This window comes from Streptomyces achromogenes, assembly GCF_030816715.1.
Classification (GTDB): Bacteria; Actinomycetota; Actinomycetes; order Streptomycetales; family Streptomycetaceae; genus Streptomyces; species Streptomyces achromogenes_A.
In genome coordinates this window covers 7,467,914-7,480,837 of record NZ_JAUSYH010000001.1, presented here as the reverse complement: position 1 = coordinate 7,480,837, position 12,924 = coordinate 7,467,914, and the positions used below count along the sequence as shown (strand labels likewise).

The following is a 12,924-nucleotide window of genomic DNA, read 5'->3' as shown; positions in this document are numbered from 1 at the left end:
GGCCGGGCGCAGGCCGGGCGCAGGCCGGGCGCGGCGTTCAGCCGCCGGAGGCGCCCCTCGGGATGCCGTACGCCCGCTCCACCCGCAGGCGCAGCACCAGCCGCCGGTCGCGGACCATCGCGGCGCGGTAGTCCTCCCAGTCGGGGTGTTCGCCCTGCACGTCGCGGTAGAGACGGACCAGTTCCTCGACCGTCTCGTCGTAGGGGTCCTCGGCGACCGGCGTGAGGTCGGCGGTGCCCTCGGCGACGGTGTAGGCGCGGTGGCCGGGGACGGTGACGTGGTAGGAGGCCCGGGGGTCGCGGCGCAGGTTGCGGGTCTTGGCGCGACCGTCGGTGACGGAGATCCGGATGACGCCCTCGTCCGGGTAGTAGTGGTGACTGACGTTCGACAGCTGGGGCCGGCCGTCGCGCTTGAGGGTGACCAGCACCCCGGTCCGGCCCTCGGAGAGCAGCGCCAGCAGTGCGTTCTGCGTCGTGTCCTGAGTCATGCCCGGCACAACCATTGGCGCCCCGGGTCACATTCCCCCGACCTGTCCGATATGCCCCACCCCACGTCGATAGACACTGTCTACGTCGCCCTGGTAGACAGTGTCTATGAGTGAACCGGAGAAGCCCGACCCCGATCTGCGCACCCGCCTCGTGGACGTCGGCGTGGACCTGCTGGCCCGGGAGGGCGCCGGAGCCCTCACCCTGCGGGAGATCGCCCGCAGGGCCGGCGTCTCGCACGGCGCGCCCCGCCGCCACTTCCCCACCCACCTGGAGCTGCTGTCGGCGATCGCGCACCGGGGCTTCACCGACCTCGCCGCGCGGGTGACGACGGCACGCGGCGGCGAGGCCCGTGACCCGCGCGCGGAACTCGCCGAACTGGCCCGCACCTACCTGGAGTTCGCCCTGGAGAACCCCGGCATGTACGAGTTGATGTTCCGTCATGATCTGCTGGAGAGCGGCCATCTGAGGCTGCGCGACACCAGCCTGCCGCTGTTCGGCGTGCTGGTGGAGCTGGTCGCCGGGGCCCGCCCCGACATCGGCGACGGCTTCGGCGCCGGCTCCGGCTCGGCCCCAGGGGCCCGCACGGTCGCGGGCGCGCTGTGGGCGAACCTGCACGGCATCGCCCAGCTGTGGCGCTGGGGCAGCCTCCGGCTCGCCACCGGGACGGACGACTTCGGCCCCCTGCTGCGCACGGCTCTCGACGCGCACCTCGGTCCGGAGGCGGGCAGGTGAAGGGCTTCGGCCGCTCCCCGGCCCTGACGCTGACCGGCAGCGTGGCCGGCGCCATGGTGGTCGCCCTGGACGGCACCGCCCTCACCGTCGCCCAGCCCACCCTGCGCGGCGACCTGGCCGCCTCCCTCGCCCAGGTGCAGTGGGCCGGCACCGGATATCTGATCGCGGTGGCCGGCCTGCTGGTGTTCGCCGGGCGGCTCGGCGACCGCCATGGCCACCGCCGCCTCTTCGGCGTCGGCATGCTCGGCTTCGGCGCCGCCTCGGCGGGCCTCGCACTGGCTCCGGACATGCGCTGGGTGATCGGACTGCGGGTCGTACAGGGGGTGTTCGGCGCGCTGCTGCAACCGGCCACCCTGGGCATGCTGCGGGCCTCGTACCCGCCCGAGCGGCTGCGGACCGCCCTCGCCGTGCGCACCGCGTCCATCGGCGTGGCCGCGGCGGCCGGTCCGCTGGTGGGCGGGGCGCTGGCCACGGAGTTCGGCTGGCGGGCCGTCTTCCTCCTCAACATCGTGCCGACCGTGCTGTTCGGCGTCCTCGCCCTGGCCTCCCGGGAGCCGGCCCGTCCCGACCCGGGCGGGGCGCTCGACCTGCCGGGCGCGCTGCTGCTCGGCCTGGCCCTGGCCTGCCTGGTGCACACCCTCGTCACGCTCCCCGCGGTCAGCTGGTCGGCGCCACTCGCCCTGCTCGCCGGCGTCGCGGTCGTCCGGCACGAGCGACGCGCCGTCTCCCCGCTGCTGCCGCCGGACGTGATCGGCTCCCCGGCGGTCGGCGCGGCGCTCGGGATGCTCGTCGTCGCGTCGGCGGCCCTCAACGGCGGGCTGTTCGCCTGCGTCTACGTCCTCCAGGACGGCCTGGGACACACCGCGCTGCACAGTGCCCTGCTCAGTCTGCCGCTGCCCGTGCTGCTGGTGGCCGCCGCGCCCGCCTCCGCGGTCCTGCTGCGCCGGGCCGGCGCCCGCGCCACGGTCGCGGGCGCGACAGCGGTCCTCGCCGCCGGGCTCCTGGTGCTCGCCGGGGCCTTCGGGCCGATCACCTTCTGCACCGGGTTCGCCCTGGTGGGAGCGGGGTTCGGTGCGGTGATGGTGGCGGCGACCCATGTCGTCGTCCGGCAGGCTCCCGCGGAGTCGGCGGGGGTCGCGGGCGGTCTGCAGCAGACGGCGATGAACGTCGGGCCGGTGCTGGGCGTGGCGACGGCGACCGTACTCATGGGCCTCGGTCCGGCCCGCTCGCCGCTCCTCGTGCTGGCCCTGGCCGCCGCGGCGGCCCTGCCGGTCTGCCGCGCGCTGCCCCGCCGCCCGTCACGCGCCTCTTCCGCCGTCTCCGTTCCCCCGGCCGGTCGACGCGACGCAACGCACATCGATCTTGACGTCGAAAGGGGTCCGCGCGGCCGGTCCCTGGGCGACCATGAGATCTGAGGCCGTCCGGGCGAGCCGGGCCGGGACCGCGCCTCGAGCGAGCGCACCAGAGGAGAACCAACGATGGCACTGCTGCGGCAAGAGGTCGAACCGAGCGAGGCGGGGCTCGACCCGGAGGCGCTGGACCGCCTCGACCGGCATGTCGCCCGCCAGGTCGACGCGGGGCGCCTGCCCGGATTCCTCCTGGCCGTCTCCCGCGGCGGCCGGGTCGCCCACCTCACCGCGTACGGCCGTCGCGACATCGCCGCCGGACTGCCCGTCGAGCACGACACCCTCTACCGGATCTACTCCATGACCAAACCGGTCACCTCGGTGGCCGCGCTGATACTGATGGAGGAGGGCCGGCTGCGGCTCGACGACCCGGTCGCCGACCATCTGCCGGCCTTCGCCGGGCTGCGGGTGTACGAGGCCGGCTCCGGCGCGGATCTCACCACCCGCCCGCTCGAGCGGCCCCTGCTGGTGAAGCACCTGATGACCCACACCGCGGGTCTCACCTTCGCCTTCTACCACTGTCACCCCGTCGACGCCCTCTACCGCGAGGCGGGCCTGGAATCGGCGGTGCTGCCGGGCTCGGACCTGGCCGGGACGGTGGAGGCGTACGCACGGCTGCCGTTGCAGTTCGAGCCGGGCACGCAGTGGAACTACTCGGTCGCCACCAACGTCCTGGGCCGGGTCATCGAGGTCGTCTCCGGCCAGCCGCTGGACGAGTTCCTCGCCGAGCGGATCTTCCGCCCCCTCGGCATGCCCGACGCCGGCTTCCAGGTCACGGCCGGACAGGCCGGCCGGCTGGCGGAGCTGTACGGCGACAGCGACGGCGGCGGCATCGAGCCGATCCCGGGACTGCCGTTGTCCGGCCGCCCCCGCTTCCTGTCCGGCAGCGGCGGCATGGTGGCCACCGCCTACGACATCCACCGTTTCACCGAGATGCTGCGCCGCCGCGGCGAGCTCGACGGGGTGCGGCTGCTCCGGCCGCGGACGGTCGACCTGATGACGTCCAACCACCTGCCCGGCGGCGTCGACCTGCGCGCCTTCGGCAGCCGTCCCGCCCACGACGAGCCCGGGAACGACGGCGTCGGCTTCGGCCTCGGCGTCTCCGTCGTCGTCGACCCGGGCCGCACCCAGGCGCCCTCGGGGCTCGGCGCCTACGGCTGGAGCGGCGTCGCCACCACGACGTTCTGGGTCGACCCGAGCCACGACGTGAGCGTGCAGTTCCTGACCCAGCTGAGGCCGCGGCGGTCCCTGAAGCTCTACCCCGACCTCAAGCGTCTGGTGCACGAGGCGATCAAGGACTGACGGCGCGCCCGCCGGCCGCCGCAGCCCTCCGGTCCTCGGCCCTCACTCCCCCGGCCACGAGGTGAACTCCAGTCCCTCGTCGACGAGTTCACGCAGCCATGCCTCGGAGCGGGCGGCGGTCCCGGCGGCCCGGTTCAGGCCCGGCGGCAGAGAGCCGTCCAGGATGTGGCGGACGCCGAGGGCGAGCGGCCGGGAGACGCAACGGGCCATCGCGCTCTCCGTCTCGTCGCCCTCCAGGTCCAGCAGATGACTGCCGTACCAGGAGCGGCTCGTACCGGCGCCCCCTCCGATCGCGGCGCCGGGTCCGACGCCCGCCGCGTCCGCGTGGACCTCCAGCGACACGGCGAGGACCACGCGGTCGCGGTCGGCGTCGGTGGTGGGGTGGGCGGCCGCCAACTCCCGGGCCAGGGCCGCGATCCGGGTGTCGTCGCCCGCCCCGCAGCTCCTCGAACACCGGCTCCCAGGCCCGCAGCCAGCCGTCCAGACGCAGCGTGCCGCGCACGAAGGTCTGCGGCCGCCAGGACGGCGGCAGCGCGTACTGCGCGATGAACGGGACGCTGTCCCGGTTGGGATAGGCCTCGAAGCTCTCGCCGCCCACCATGAGGGCGCGGGTCGCCTCCCAGGGCCGGGCGGCCACGGTCTCCCTGCCGTCCTCCACGTAACGGGCGGGCGCCCGCAGGGCGTTGAGGACGCCGAGCGGCGCCCAGCTGAAGCGGTAGCGGAACGCGTCGGGGACGGCGGGCACGCCTCCGCAGTAGGAGGTGAGCCGGTACGACGCCGCCGTGTCGTCGCCGATCGCCTCCCGGGCCCGGGCGACGAGGCGGTGCGCGAAGAGATGGTCGATGCCGGGGTCGAGACCGGCCTCGGTGAGGACGACGGTCCCGGCGTCGGCCGCCGCGGGCGCCAGCTCCAGGAACTCGTCCGAGACATAGCTGGAGCAGGCGAAGTGGGCCCGCCGGGCCACGCACGCCGACAGCAGCGCCGTATGCCCGGACGCGGGCAGCATCGACACGACGACGTCCCCGGGGGCCAGTTCGGCCGTCAGAGCGTCGAGGGTGTAGGCGCGCGGCTCGGCGCGGCCGGTGAGACCCAGCCGGTGGAGCGCCTCGGCCGCCCGCGTGGCCGTGCGGTGCCACAGGCGCACCCGGTCGGTGTGGGCGCACAGGGCCGCCAGACCGCTGCCCGTGGACAGGCCGGCGCCGACCCAGTGGACGGTGCCGGAGGCGGGGACCCGGTCAGACACGGCCGGACTCCCCTGCGGTCAGGCCGAGTTCACGGCAGGCGGCGTGGAAGCGGTGCAGGCAGCGCCCCCACGGTCCGGCGGCGCCGAAGTCCAGCAGCACGGGGGTCAGGGCCGCCGAGAAGTCGGCGCTGGCCTCGCGCGGCAGCAGGGACGGCAGGTTGTCGATGGCGATCAGGTCGAGTGGTGGCTCCTTGCGCAGCCGGCGCACGGGGTCCGTCCACTCGGTGGTGCGGTCGTACACGGGCAGGACGTTGAGCGGCGAGCCCACGTCGCAGGTGACGTCGGAGAGGGTGCGCAGCCGCCGGCCGGGGTCGTCGAGATCCTCCTCGCGGACGAACGGCGGCACCGGGGTCGTGGCGAGGACGCAGTTGACCAGGACGTCGTGGGCCAGCAGCGCGGTGCGGTCCAGGTCGCGGGTCTCCGCCAGGTCCCAGCAGCCGGGCTCGACGCCGGCCACGCCGAACGCGGCCCGTGCGCCCCGGCCGCTGCGGCCCAGGGCGCCGACGACGAGGGCGGTGAACTCCTCTTCGCCGGGAGCGGGGCGCAGCGCTTCGTCCCACTCGGCCTTCTCCGAGGGGCGTAGGGGCCCGGCGAGCCTGCCCCGGTGGTGCAGCACCGCCAGTGCCGCGCCGAGGTAGCCCGCCCAGTACCCGAAGGCGGCGAGGCGGCGGCCGTGGTCGTCGACCAGGTACTCCAGGTCGAGGAGGGCCCCTCCCCCGGCGGCGAACCGCCGCAACAGGTCCCGTGCGCCAGGCTGTTGCTTGTAGGCGTGCCCGAAGAAGATATGGCGGTGCGTCAGCTCGCGCGGGGCGTCCGGGAGTTCCTTCAGTCCGAGGACGACCGTGTCGCGCGGCGCTGACGTCCAGGAGCCGGCGGGAGCGATCCGGGCGCCGGCCGCCTCGTAGGCGTCGGTCGCGAACACGCGCTGCGGGGAGTCCTCGACGGTCAGCGCCACCCCGGCCTCGAGGAGGCGGCGGGCGTCGTCGGGGACGACCGGGGTGCGCCGTTCGGTGGTGCGGGCCTCGTGGCGCAGCCACAGGTGCAGTTCGGTCATACGCGGTTGACCTCCGGACGCGGGGCGTCGGCCGCGAAGCGGTCGGCGCTCAGGGGGGCGACGTCCACGAAGGGTACGCGGCCGAGGTACAGGTCGCGGACGACCTCGCCGACCGCCGGGCCCTGCAGGAAACCGTGGCCGGAGAAGCCGGTCGCGTACAGGAAGCGGGACACCGACGGCGCCTCGCCGATCAGGGCGTTGTGGTCCGGGGTGACCTCGTACAGGCCCGCCCAGCCGCCCGTGCGGCGCAGGTCGAGCAGGGCGGGGGCGCGGCGCTGCATGGCGTCGGCGAGGCGCGGGATCCACCGGTCGTGGGCGTCGGTGGCGAAGCCAGGCCGCTCGTCGGGGTCGGACATGCCGACGAGGAGGCCGGGGCCCTCGGCGTGGAAGTAGAGGGTGCTGCTGAAGTCGATGGTCATGGGCAGGTCCGGCGGCAGTCCGGGGACCGGTTCGGTGACCGCGATCTGGCGGCGCAGCGGCTGCACCGGCAGGTCGACGCCCGCCATCGCGCCGACGGCCCGGGACCAGGCGCCGGCCGCGCAGATCACCGTGTCGGTGGTGATGCGGCCGAGGGTGGTCTGCACGGCGGTGACGGCGCTCCCCTGCCGTTCGATGCCGGTGACCGCGGTGTGCCGCAGGATGCGCGCGCCGCAGCTGCGGGCGGCGGCCGCGTACCCGTGGACGACGGCTTCGGGCGTGCAGTGGCCGTCGTCGGGCGAGAACGCGGCCGCGAGTAACCCGTCGGTGCGGATCAGCGGGGAGAGCCGCCCGGCCTCGGCGGGGCCGATGAGGCGGCTGGGCACGCCGAGTGCGTTCTGCAGCCGCACGCCCGCCTCGAAGGAGTCGACGTCCTCGGGGGTGGAGAGCAGGAACAGGTAGCCGACGCGGCGCAGCCCGATGTCGTGCCCGATCTCCTCGCCGAACCGCGCGAACGCCTCGAGGCTGCGCGCGCCGAGCTGGATGTTGAGCTCGTCGGAGAACTGGGCGCGGACCCCTCCGGCGGCCTTCGAGGTCGAGCCCGCGGCGAGTTCGTCCCGCTCGACGAGCAGGACGTCGCGGACGCCCGCGGCCGCGAGGTGGTAGGCGATGCTCGTACCCATCACCCCGCCGCCGATGACGACGACCGAGGCATGCGTGTTCACGCGAGCGGCTCCTTTCGGCGCCGGCCCCGGCCCGTACGCCGGGGCCGGGGCGGTGGTACGCCGGTTCCGCTGTGTTCCCTACCCGCGGGGACCACGGTCCGAAGCGCGCTCAGGACCAGTGGGCCGTCGCGCGCTCAGGACCAGTGGGCCACCGCGTCCAGGTGGGGCAGCCGGTGGTCCATCCGCTCCCGCTTGGTGCGCAGGTAGGTGATGTTGTTCTCGCACGGCTCGATCAGCAGGGGCACCTCTTCGGCGACCCTGATGCCGTTGTCCGTCAGCGCCTCCCGCTTGCGCGGGTTGTTCGACATCAGGCGGACGGATTCCACGCCCAGGTCGCGCAGGATGTCGGCGGCCACCTTGTAGTCGCGGGCGTCGACCGGGTACCCGAGGGCGACGTTCGCCTCGACGGTGTCCAGGCCCTCCGCCTGCAGGGCCATCGCGCGCAGCTTGCCCAGCAGGCCGATGCCCCGGCCCTCGTGGCCGCGCAGGTAGACGACGATGCCGCTGCCCTCGGCGACGACGGCCCGCAGCGCGGACTCCAGCTGCGCGCCGCACTCGCAGTGCTGGGAGCCGAACGCGTCACCGGTCAGGCATTCGGAATGCAGCCGGGTCAGCACCTCCTCGGTGCCTATCTCCCCGTACACCAGGGCGACTTGTTCGTCACCGCGGTCGTGGTCCATGTAACCGATCGCCTGGAATTTGCCGTACACGGTGGGCAGGGGGGCATTCACCACGCGTTCCACACCGGTGCGCTGCGGGGTCTTCGTGCCGAGTACGCCAATTTTTTCTGTCATGATCTGGTTCCTAAGCAGAGACGAAGGGCCGGGAAGAAATGAGTGGTTCGGACATACGGTCGGCGGCGTACGGACTGGTGCCGACGGACACTACCGAAGACGTACGGACCCGGGGCGCCGGCGTCTCGACGCAGGTGGCGGTTCTTCCCGTCGGGAGCTTCGAACAGCACGGCCCGCACCTGCCGCTGGCCACCGACACTTTGGTGGCCTGCGCCATCGCGCGGGAGATCGCCGGGGCGTACCCGGTGCACCTCCTCCCGCCGGTGACCATCGCCTGCTCGCACGAGCACGCGGCCTGGCCGGGAACCGTCAGCATCTCCTCGGTGACCCTTCACGCGGTGGTACGGGACATCGCGGCGTCGCTGCGCCGCTCGGGCGTCGAGGCCCTGGTAGTGGTCAACGGACACGGCGGGAACTACGTCCTGGGCAACGTCGTCCAGGAGTCCTCCGCCGCGGGTGAGCGGATGGCGCTCTTCCCGGCCCCGGAGGACTGGGAGGCGGCGCTGGCGCGGTCCGGGGTGTCGACCTCGCTGCTCACCGACATGCACGCCGGGGAGATCGAGACCTCGATCCTGCTGCACGCCCACCCCGAACTCGTCCGGCCCGGTTATGAGTCGGCCGATTTCGTCGCGGACGACCGCCGTCATCTGCTCACGCTGGGAATGTCCGCCTATACCGATTCGGGCGTCATCGGCCGTCCTTCCCTGGGGTCCGCGGAAAAGGGGAAGGAACTCCTGGCGGGCCTGGCGGATTCCTTCGGCGCGTATTTCTCCTTGCTCACCGCGGAAACCTCCGGATCCTGAACGGCCTCGGCCGCCCCGGCGGTCACCCCGACGGTCGCTGCGGCCTCGGCGGACTCGAAGAGCGGCGCGGACGAGGCCGCCGCCGGGGCGGACGGCTCCGCGACCGGAGCCCCGTCGCGCGCGGGCCCGGCGCCGGCGTTCCGCTCACGCAGTCCCGCGTACCAGCGGACGACGAGCACGACCGCGCCAGGCAGCGCCGCGACGAAGCTGAGCACGCCGTACACGACGGCGACCGCGAGGCCGGTGCTCGCGCCGAGCCCGGCCGCGCCGAACGCCCACGCGGTGACGCCCTCGCGGGGACCCCAGCCGCCGACGTTCAGCGGCAGGCCCATGGCGAGCAGGGCGAGGACGGCGATCGGCAGCAGCGTGAGCGCGGAGGCGCCGGAGCCGGCGACCCGGGCGGCCACCACGAACATCCCGAGGTGACCGGCCAGCACGACCGCCGAGGACAGGGCGACGCCCGGCCCGTTGCGCCGCGACACCAGCCCCTCGCGCGCCTCGGCCAGCATCGCCCGCAGCCGGCCCCCGCGCCGCGGCGCGGAGGACTTCCTCCGGACGGCGAGGACGACGGCGAGCGCGCCCGCGCCGGCCAGCAGGGCGATCGGCGTGATCTGGCGGGCGTCCGCCATGACCGGGGAGGGCAGGGTCAGCAGAATCGTCACGCCCGCGACGGTCAGCGCGAGCTGTCCCGCGGTGCGCTCCAGGACGACGGCCCGCACGCCCCGTCCGACGTCGCCGGCGCTCTGCCCGTGCCGGACCGCGCGGTGCACGTCGCCGAGGACGCCGCCGGGCAGCGCCGCGTTGAGGAACAGGGCCCGGTAGTAGTCGGCGACGGCGGGGCCGAGCGGCAGCCGGATGCGCAGCGCGCGGGCCACCAGCGCCCACCGCCAGGCGCTGAACACGGTGGTGACCGCGCCGATGGCGAGCGCCGCCAGCAGGGTCGGCACGTCGATCCGCCGCAGCCCGTCCAGGAACACGCCGGTGCCCAGCCGCCACAGCAGGACCGTGAGGATGACGACTCCGGCGACGGTCCCGAAGTGCGTGCGCAGCGCGCGGTTCGCGAGCAGGGCGCGCAGCCGTGACGGCTTCGTGTGCGGCGCGGTGACGATGACCCCGATGCGGGCCTCGGACACGGCGGGGCCCGTGCGGACGGCCACCGGGCCGCGCTGCGGCCGTCGCGCGGCCGGCAGGGCGCCCTCGCCCCACAGCACGGGTGCCGCGACCGCCACCCGCGGGCCGACCGTCTCCGCGCTCATCCGGCTCCGCCCGTCGGGCGGGCCAGCGCCAGCAGGTCGCTGTGGTGCACGGTGACGTGCAGGTCGCCCGCCGCGCAGGCCGCGAGCCGGGCCGCCAGGTAGGGCTCGGCGCGCTCGGCCAGTTCGGGGCGCTCCTCCACGGCGGCGCCGACCCAGCCGCGCAGCCACTGGGCGGTCAGGCCGACGTTCTGCGGGCCGAGCCGCCACGGGCTGGGGTGCACCTTGACGGTCGCGCCCTGGTCGGCGAACGCCTCGCAGGCGACGTTGACCGCGTCGGGGCCGAGGAGGCCGTCGCGCCGCTGGTGGTCGTTGAAGGCGGCCGCGATCTCCTGGTCCAGCGGGTCCGGCGCGCTGAGTTCGACGCGGCCGGCGACCGACAGCGTCAGCAGCGCCGGGCAGCCCGCGCCCGCACAGGCCGCGGCGAGCGTCTCGATCTCCTCGCGGGTGAGGACGTCGAGCAGCGCGGAGGCGGTGACCAGCGAGGCGCCGGCCAGCGCGTCCGGGGTGAGCCGGGCGACGTCGCCGCGCCGGGTCTCCACGGTGACCCGGCTGCCGTCGGCGGCCGCCCGCGGCGAGGCGACGGCCGCGAAGTGCAGGAGGTAGGGGTCGCGGTCGTGCAGGACCCAGTGCTGGGGGCCGTCCAGCCGGGGGGCCAGCCAGCGGCCCATGGAGCCGGTGCCGCAGCCCAGGTCGTGGATGGCGAGCCCGCTGCGGCCGGGCAGGTTGGCGAGCCGGATCCGCAGCGGGTCCAGCAGCTCCATCGCGCGGGCGGCGGCGTCGGCGGGCTCGCGCAGCTCCAGCCATTCGGGGGCGTAGCGGGGCTGCTCCTCCGGCGCGCTGTCGCGCAGCCGCACGGTTGGCCGCTCGCCGGGCCGGCCGACCGGTCCGGCGCCGGCGATGACGCCCGGCGCGACGGCCTCGACGCCGTGCACCGCGGGCCGCAGGGGGCCGCCGTCACCGGGGATCAGGGTCTCCGTCACCGAACCGGGCTCCGTCCGGCCCGGCTGGGCGAGGATGCCGCCCACGCGTCGCGCCACGTCGGCCGGGGTCGCCGTCGTCTTCCTCATGCCGCCCTCCGGGGATCGCTCGGGAGCCGGCCGAGCACGCCGGCCAGGCTCTGGGCGGTGCTCGCCCAGCCGTTCAGGGCCGCCCGGCGGCTGCGCGCGGCCGCCTTGAGGCGGCGTCGCACGTCGGCCTCGCCGAACCAGCCGCGCAGTTCGGCGGCGAGCGCGGCCGGGTCCTCCGGCGGGACGAGGATGCCGGGGACGCCGCCGTCGGGGGCGCGGCCGACCGCCTCGGGCAGACCGCCGACGTCGGTCGCGAGGACCGGGATGCCGCGGGCCAGCGCCTCGGTGACGGCCATGCCGTACGTCTCGGCGTAGGAGGTGAGGACCATGAGGTCGGCGGAGGCGTAGGCGGCGTCGAGTGCGGCGCCCGCCTTGGGGCCGGCCAGCTCCAGCCGGTCCTCGAGGCCGTGTCTGCGGATGAGGCCGCGCAGATGGTCGACGTACTCCGGGTCCTGCCCGAGGCCGCCCACGCAGGAGCAGGTCCACGGCAGGTCCCTGGCCGCGGCCAGCGCCTCCACGAGCCGGTGCTGGCCCTTGCGCGGTGTTACGGCGGCCACGCACAGCAGCCGGGACACGCCGTCGGTGCCGGAGGCGAGGGGTGCGATGTCGGCGCCGGGGGCGGCGACGTGCACGCGCTCGGGGGCGAGGCCGTGGTGGGAGACGAGACGGCGGACCGCCCACTCGCTGGTGGCGATCACCGCGGGCACGGCCCGCAGCACGGCCCGCTCCTTGGCGTCGAGTTCGGCCGCGGTCTCCGGTGCGAGTCCGCGCTCGTCGCCCAGCGGCAGGTGCACGAGGACGGCGAGCTGCAGCCGTTCGGCCTCGGGCACGATGATCTCCGGCACCCCGCAGGCCACCAGTCCGTCGAGCAGGACGATCGTGCCGTCGGGGAACTCACGCAGCGTGCGGGCCAGTTCCGCACGGGCGGCCGCTTCCGGCCGGGGCCAGGACCCGGCCGCCAGGTGCTTGTGGACCTGCCAGCCGAAGCCGGGCAGATCAAGGCAGAGGCGGCGGTCGTAGGCGTTGCCGCCGCTCGGGTTCGCCGCGTCGTCGACGCCGCCCGGCATCACGAAGTGCACGGAGCGCAGGGACATGGGGATGATCCCGCCGATCTGGGGGAGCGCTGCCTGCGCGGGCACGTAGGCGAGCGGGGCCGCGGGTACGGCCTTCTCCAGGGTCGCATCGGTCACAGCGCACGCTCGTAGCTCGCCCAGGCGATGTGCGACTCGTGCAGGGAGACGGCGATGGCGGTGATGCCCCGGGCGCCCTCGCCGAGCGCGCCCTTGTGGATGCGCTCCGCGAGCCGGTCGGCGATGACCTTGGCGAGGAACTCGGTCGACGTGTTGACCCCGGCGAAGTCGGGCTCGTTGTCGAGATTGCGATAGTTCAGCTCGCTGACCACGGCCCCGAGCTCCTGCGTGGCGAGTCCGATGTCGACGACGATGTTGTCGTCGTCGAGCTGCTCACGCCGGAATGTGGCGTCCACCAGGAACGTCGCTCCGTGCAGGCGCTGCGCGGGTCCGAAGACCTCGCCGCGGAAGCTGTGGGCGATCATGATGTGATCGCGGACGGTGACACTGAACAACGGACGACCCTCCAGGTGCGGCGCGTCTGGTCCCCCGGCCATTGCCCGCCGG

11 protein-coding genes and 2 pseudogenes are annotated in these 12,924 nt (G+C 74.8%); 4 read left to right on the top strand and 9 right to left on the bottom strand.

Features of this window, described 5'->3' with window-relative positions; genetic code table 11:
• Positions 1-37 precede the first annotated feature (37 nt).
• Entirely contained in the window at positions 38-487 is a 450-nt protein-coding gene (locus QF032_RS33450) for a PPOX class F420-dependent oxidoreductase (RefSeq protein WP_307047638.1), read from the bottom strand.
• 106 nt (positions 488-593) lie between these two features.
• On the opposite strand from QF032_RS33450, the gene QF032_RS33445 reads away from it, so the two are divergent.
• The 3 genes from QF032_RS33445 to QF032_RS33435 all read left to right on the top strand — a co-directional run bounded on the left by QF032_RS33445 (position 594) and on the right by QF032_RS33435 (position 3,928).
• Entirely contained in the window at positions 594-1,220 is a 627-nt protein-coding gene (locus QF032_RS33445) for a TetR/AcrR family transcriptional regulator (protein ID WP_307047636.1), read from the top strand.
• A gap of 53 nt (positions 1,221-1,273) precedes the next feature.
• A complete protein-coding gene (locus QF032_RS33440) occupies positions 1,274-2,635 on the top strand; it encodes an MFS transporter (protein ID WP_307060478.1) in 1,362 nt (453 codons plus the stop codon).
• 63 nt (positions 2,636-2,698) lie between these two features.
• On the top strand, positions 2,699-3,928 hold the full coding sequence (locus tag QF032_RS33435) for a serine hydrolase domain-containing protein (protein ID WP_307047634.1): 1,230 nt from the start codon (positions 2,699-2,701) through the stop codon (positions 3,926-3,928).
• Between the two features lie 42 nt (positions 3,929-3,970).
• On the opposite strand, the pseudogene QF032_RS33430 reads toward QF032_RS33435, so the two are convergent.
• The 4 genes and pseudogenes from QF032_RS33430 to ribA all read right to left on the bottom strand — a co-directional run bounded on the left by QF032_RS33430 (position 3,971) and on the right by ribA (position 8,161).
• Positions 3,971-5,171: pseudogene (locus QF032_RS33430) on the bottom strand (saccharopine dehydrogenase family protein).
• A complete protein-coding gene (locus tag QF032_RS33425; protein WP_307058978.1) occupies positions 5,164-6,225 on the bottom strand; it encodes a saccharopine dehydrogenase in 1,062 nt (353 codons plus the stop codon). Before QF032_RS33425 ends, QF032_RS33430 begins: the two are co-directional and overlap by 8 nt.
• A complete protein-coding gene (locus QF032_RS33420) occupies positions 6,222-7,367 on the bottom strand; it encodes an NAD(P)/FAD-dependent oxidoreductase (protein ID WP_307058977.1) in 1,146 nt (381 codons plus the stop codon). Before QF032_RS33420 ends, QF032_RS33425 begins: the two co-directional genes overlap by 4 nt.
• A gap of 134 nt (positions 7,368-7,501) precedes the next feature.
• Positions 7,502-8,161: a GTP cyclohydrolase II gene (gene ribA / locus QF032_RS33415; protein ID WP_307058975.1), complete on the bottom strand. Its 660-nt coding sequence runs from the start codon at positions 8,159-8,161 to the stop codon at positions 7,502-7,504.
• A 38-nt stretch (positions 8,162-8,199) separates the two neighbouring features.
• Here ribA and QF032_RS33410 point away from each other — a divergent pair, with 38 nt between their 5' ends.
• Positions 8,200-8,964: a creatininase family protein gene (locus QF032_RS33410; protein WP_307047625.1), complete on the top strand. Its 765-nt coding sequence runs from the start codon at positions 8,200-8,202 to the stop codon at positions 8,962-8,964.
• A 197-nt stretch (positions 8,965-9,161) separates the two neighbouring features.
• Here the strand turns inward: QF032_RS33410 and QF032_RS33405 are convergent.
• From QF032_RS33405 to QF032_RS33390, 4 genes and pseudogenes are all read right to left on the bottom strand, one after another.
• Positions 9,162-10,220 (bottom strand): annotated as a pseudogene (locus tag QF032_RS33405) (lysylphosphatidylglycerol synthase transmembrane domain-containing protein); the annotation flags it as partial.
• Complete coding sequence (locus tag QF032_RS33400) at positions 10,217-11,287, bottom strand: methyltransferase domain-containing protein (protein WP_307058973.1); 1,071 nt, start codon at positions 11,285-11,287, stop codon at positions 10,217-10,219. The pseudogene QF032_RS33405 and the gene QF032_RS33400, both read right to left, overlap by 4 nt.
• Positions 11,284-12,477 carry a glycosyltransferase family 4 protein gene (locus QF032_RS33395; protein ID WP_306947460.1) on the bottom strand — a complete coding sequence of 398 codons (1,194 nt, stop codon included), beginning with the start codon at positions 12,475-12,477 and terminating at the stop codon, positions 11,284-11,286. The genes QF032_RS33400 and QF032_RS33395 overlap by 4 nt, the downstream gene beginning before the upstream one ends.
• Complete coding sequence (locus QF032_RS33390) at positions 12,474-12,872, bottom strand: 6-pyruvoyl trahydropterin synthase family protein (RefSeq protein WP_307047621.1); 399 nt, start codon at positions 12,870-12,872, stop codon at positions 12,474-12,476. The genes QF032_RS33395 and QF032_RS33390 overlap by 4 nt, the downstream gene beginning before the upstream one ends.
• Between the last annotated feature and the right edge of the window lie 52 nt (positions 12,873-12,924).

Bases quoted from the DNA above. Each gene is read 5' to 3' on its own strand.
- QF032_RS33450 (WP_307047638.1), bottom strand. From the start codon at position 487: ATGACTCAGGACACGACGCAGAACGCACTGCTGGCGCTGCTCTCCGAG.
- QF032_RS33445 (WP_307047636.1), top strand. From the start codon at position 594: ATGAGTGAACCGGAGAAGCCCGACCCCGATCTGCGCACCCGCCTCGTG.
- QF032_RS33440 (WP_307060478.1), top strand. From the start codon at position 1,274: ATGGTGGTCGCCCTGGACGGCACCGCCCTCACCGTCGCCCAGCCCACC.
- QF032_RS33435 (WP_307047634.1), top strand. From the start codon at position 2,699: ATGGCACTGCTGCGGCAAGAGGTCGAACCGAGCGAGGCGGGGCTCGAC.
- QF032_RS33425 (WP_307058978.1), bottom strand. From the start codon at position 6,225: ATGACCGAACTGCACCTGTGGCTGCGCCACGAGGCCCGCACCACCGAA.
- ribA (WP_307058975.1), bottom strand. From the start codon at position 8,161: ATGACAGAAAAAATTGGCGTACTCGGCACGAAGACCCCGCAGCGCACC.
- QF032_RS33410 (WP_307047625.1), top strand. From the start codon at position 8,200: ATGAGTGGTTCGGACATACGGTCGGCGGCGTACGGACTGGTGCCGACG.
- QF032_RS33400 (WP_307058973.1), bottom strand. From the start codon at position 11,287: ATGAGGAAGACGACGGCGACCCCGGCCGACGTGGCGCGACGCGTGGGC.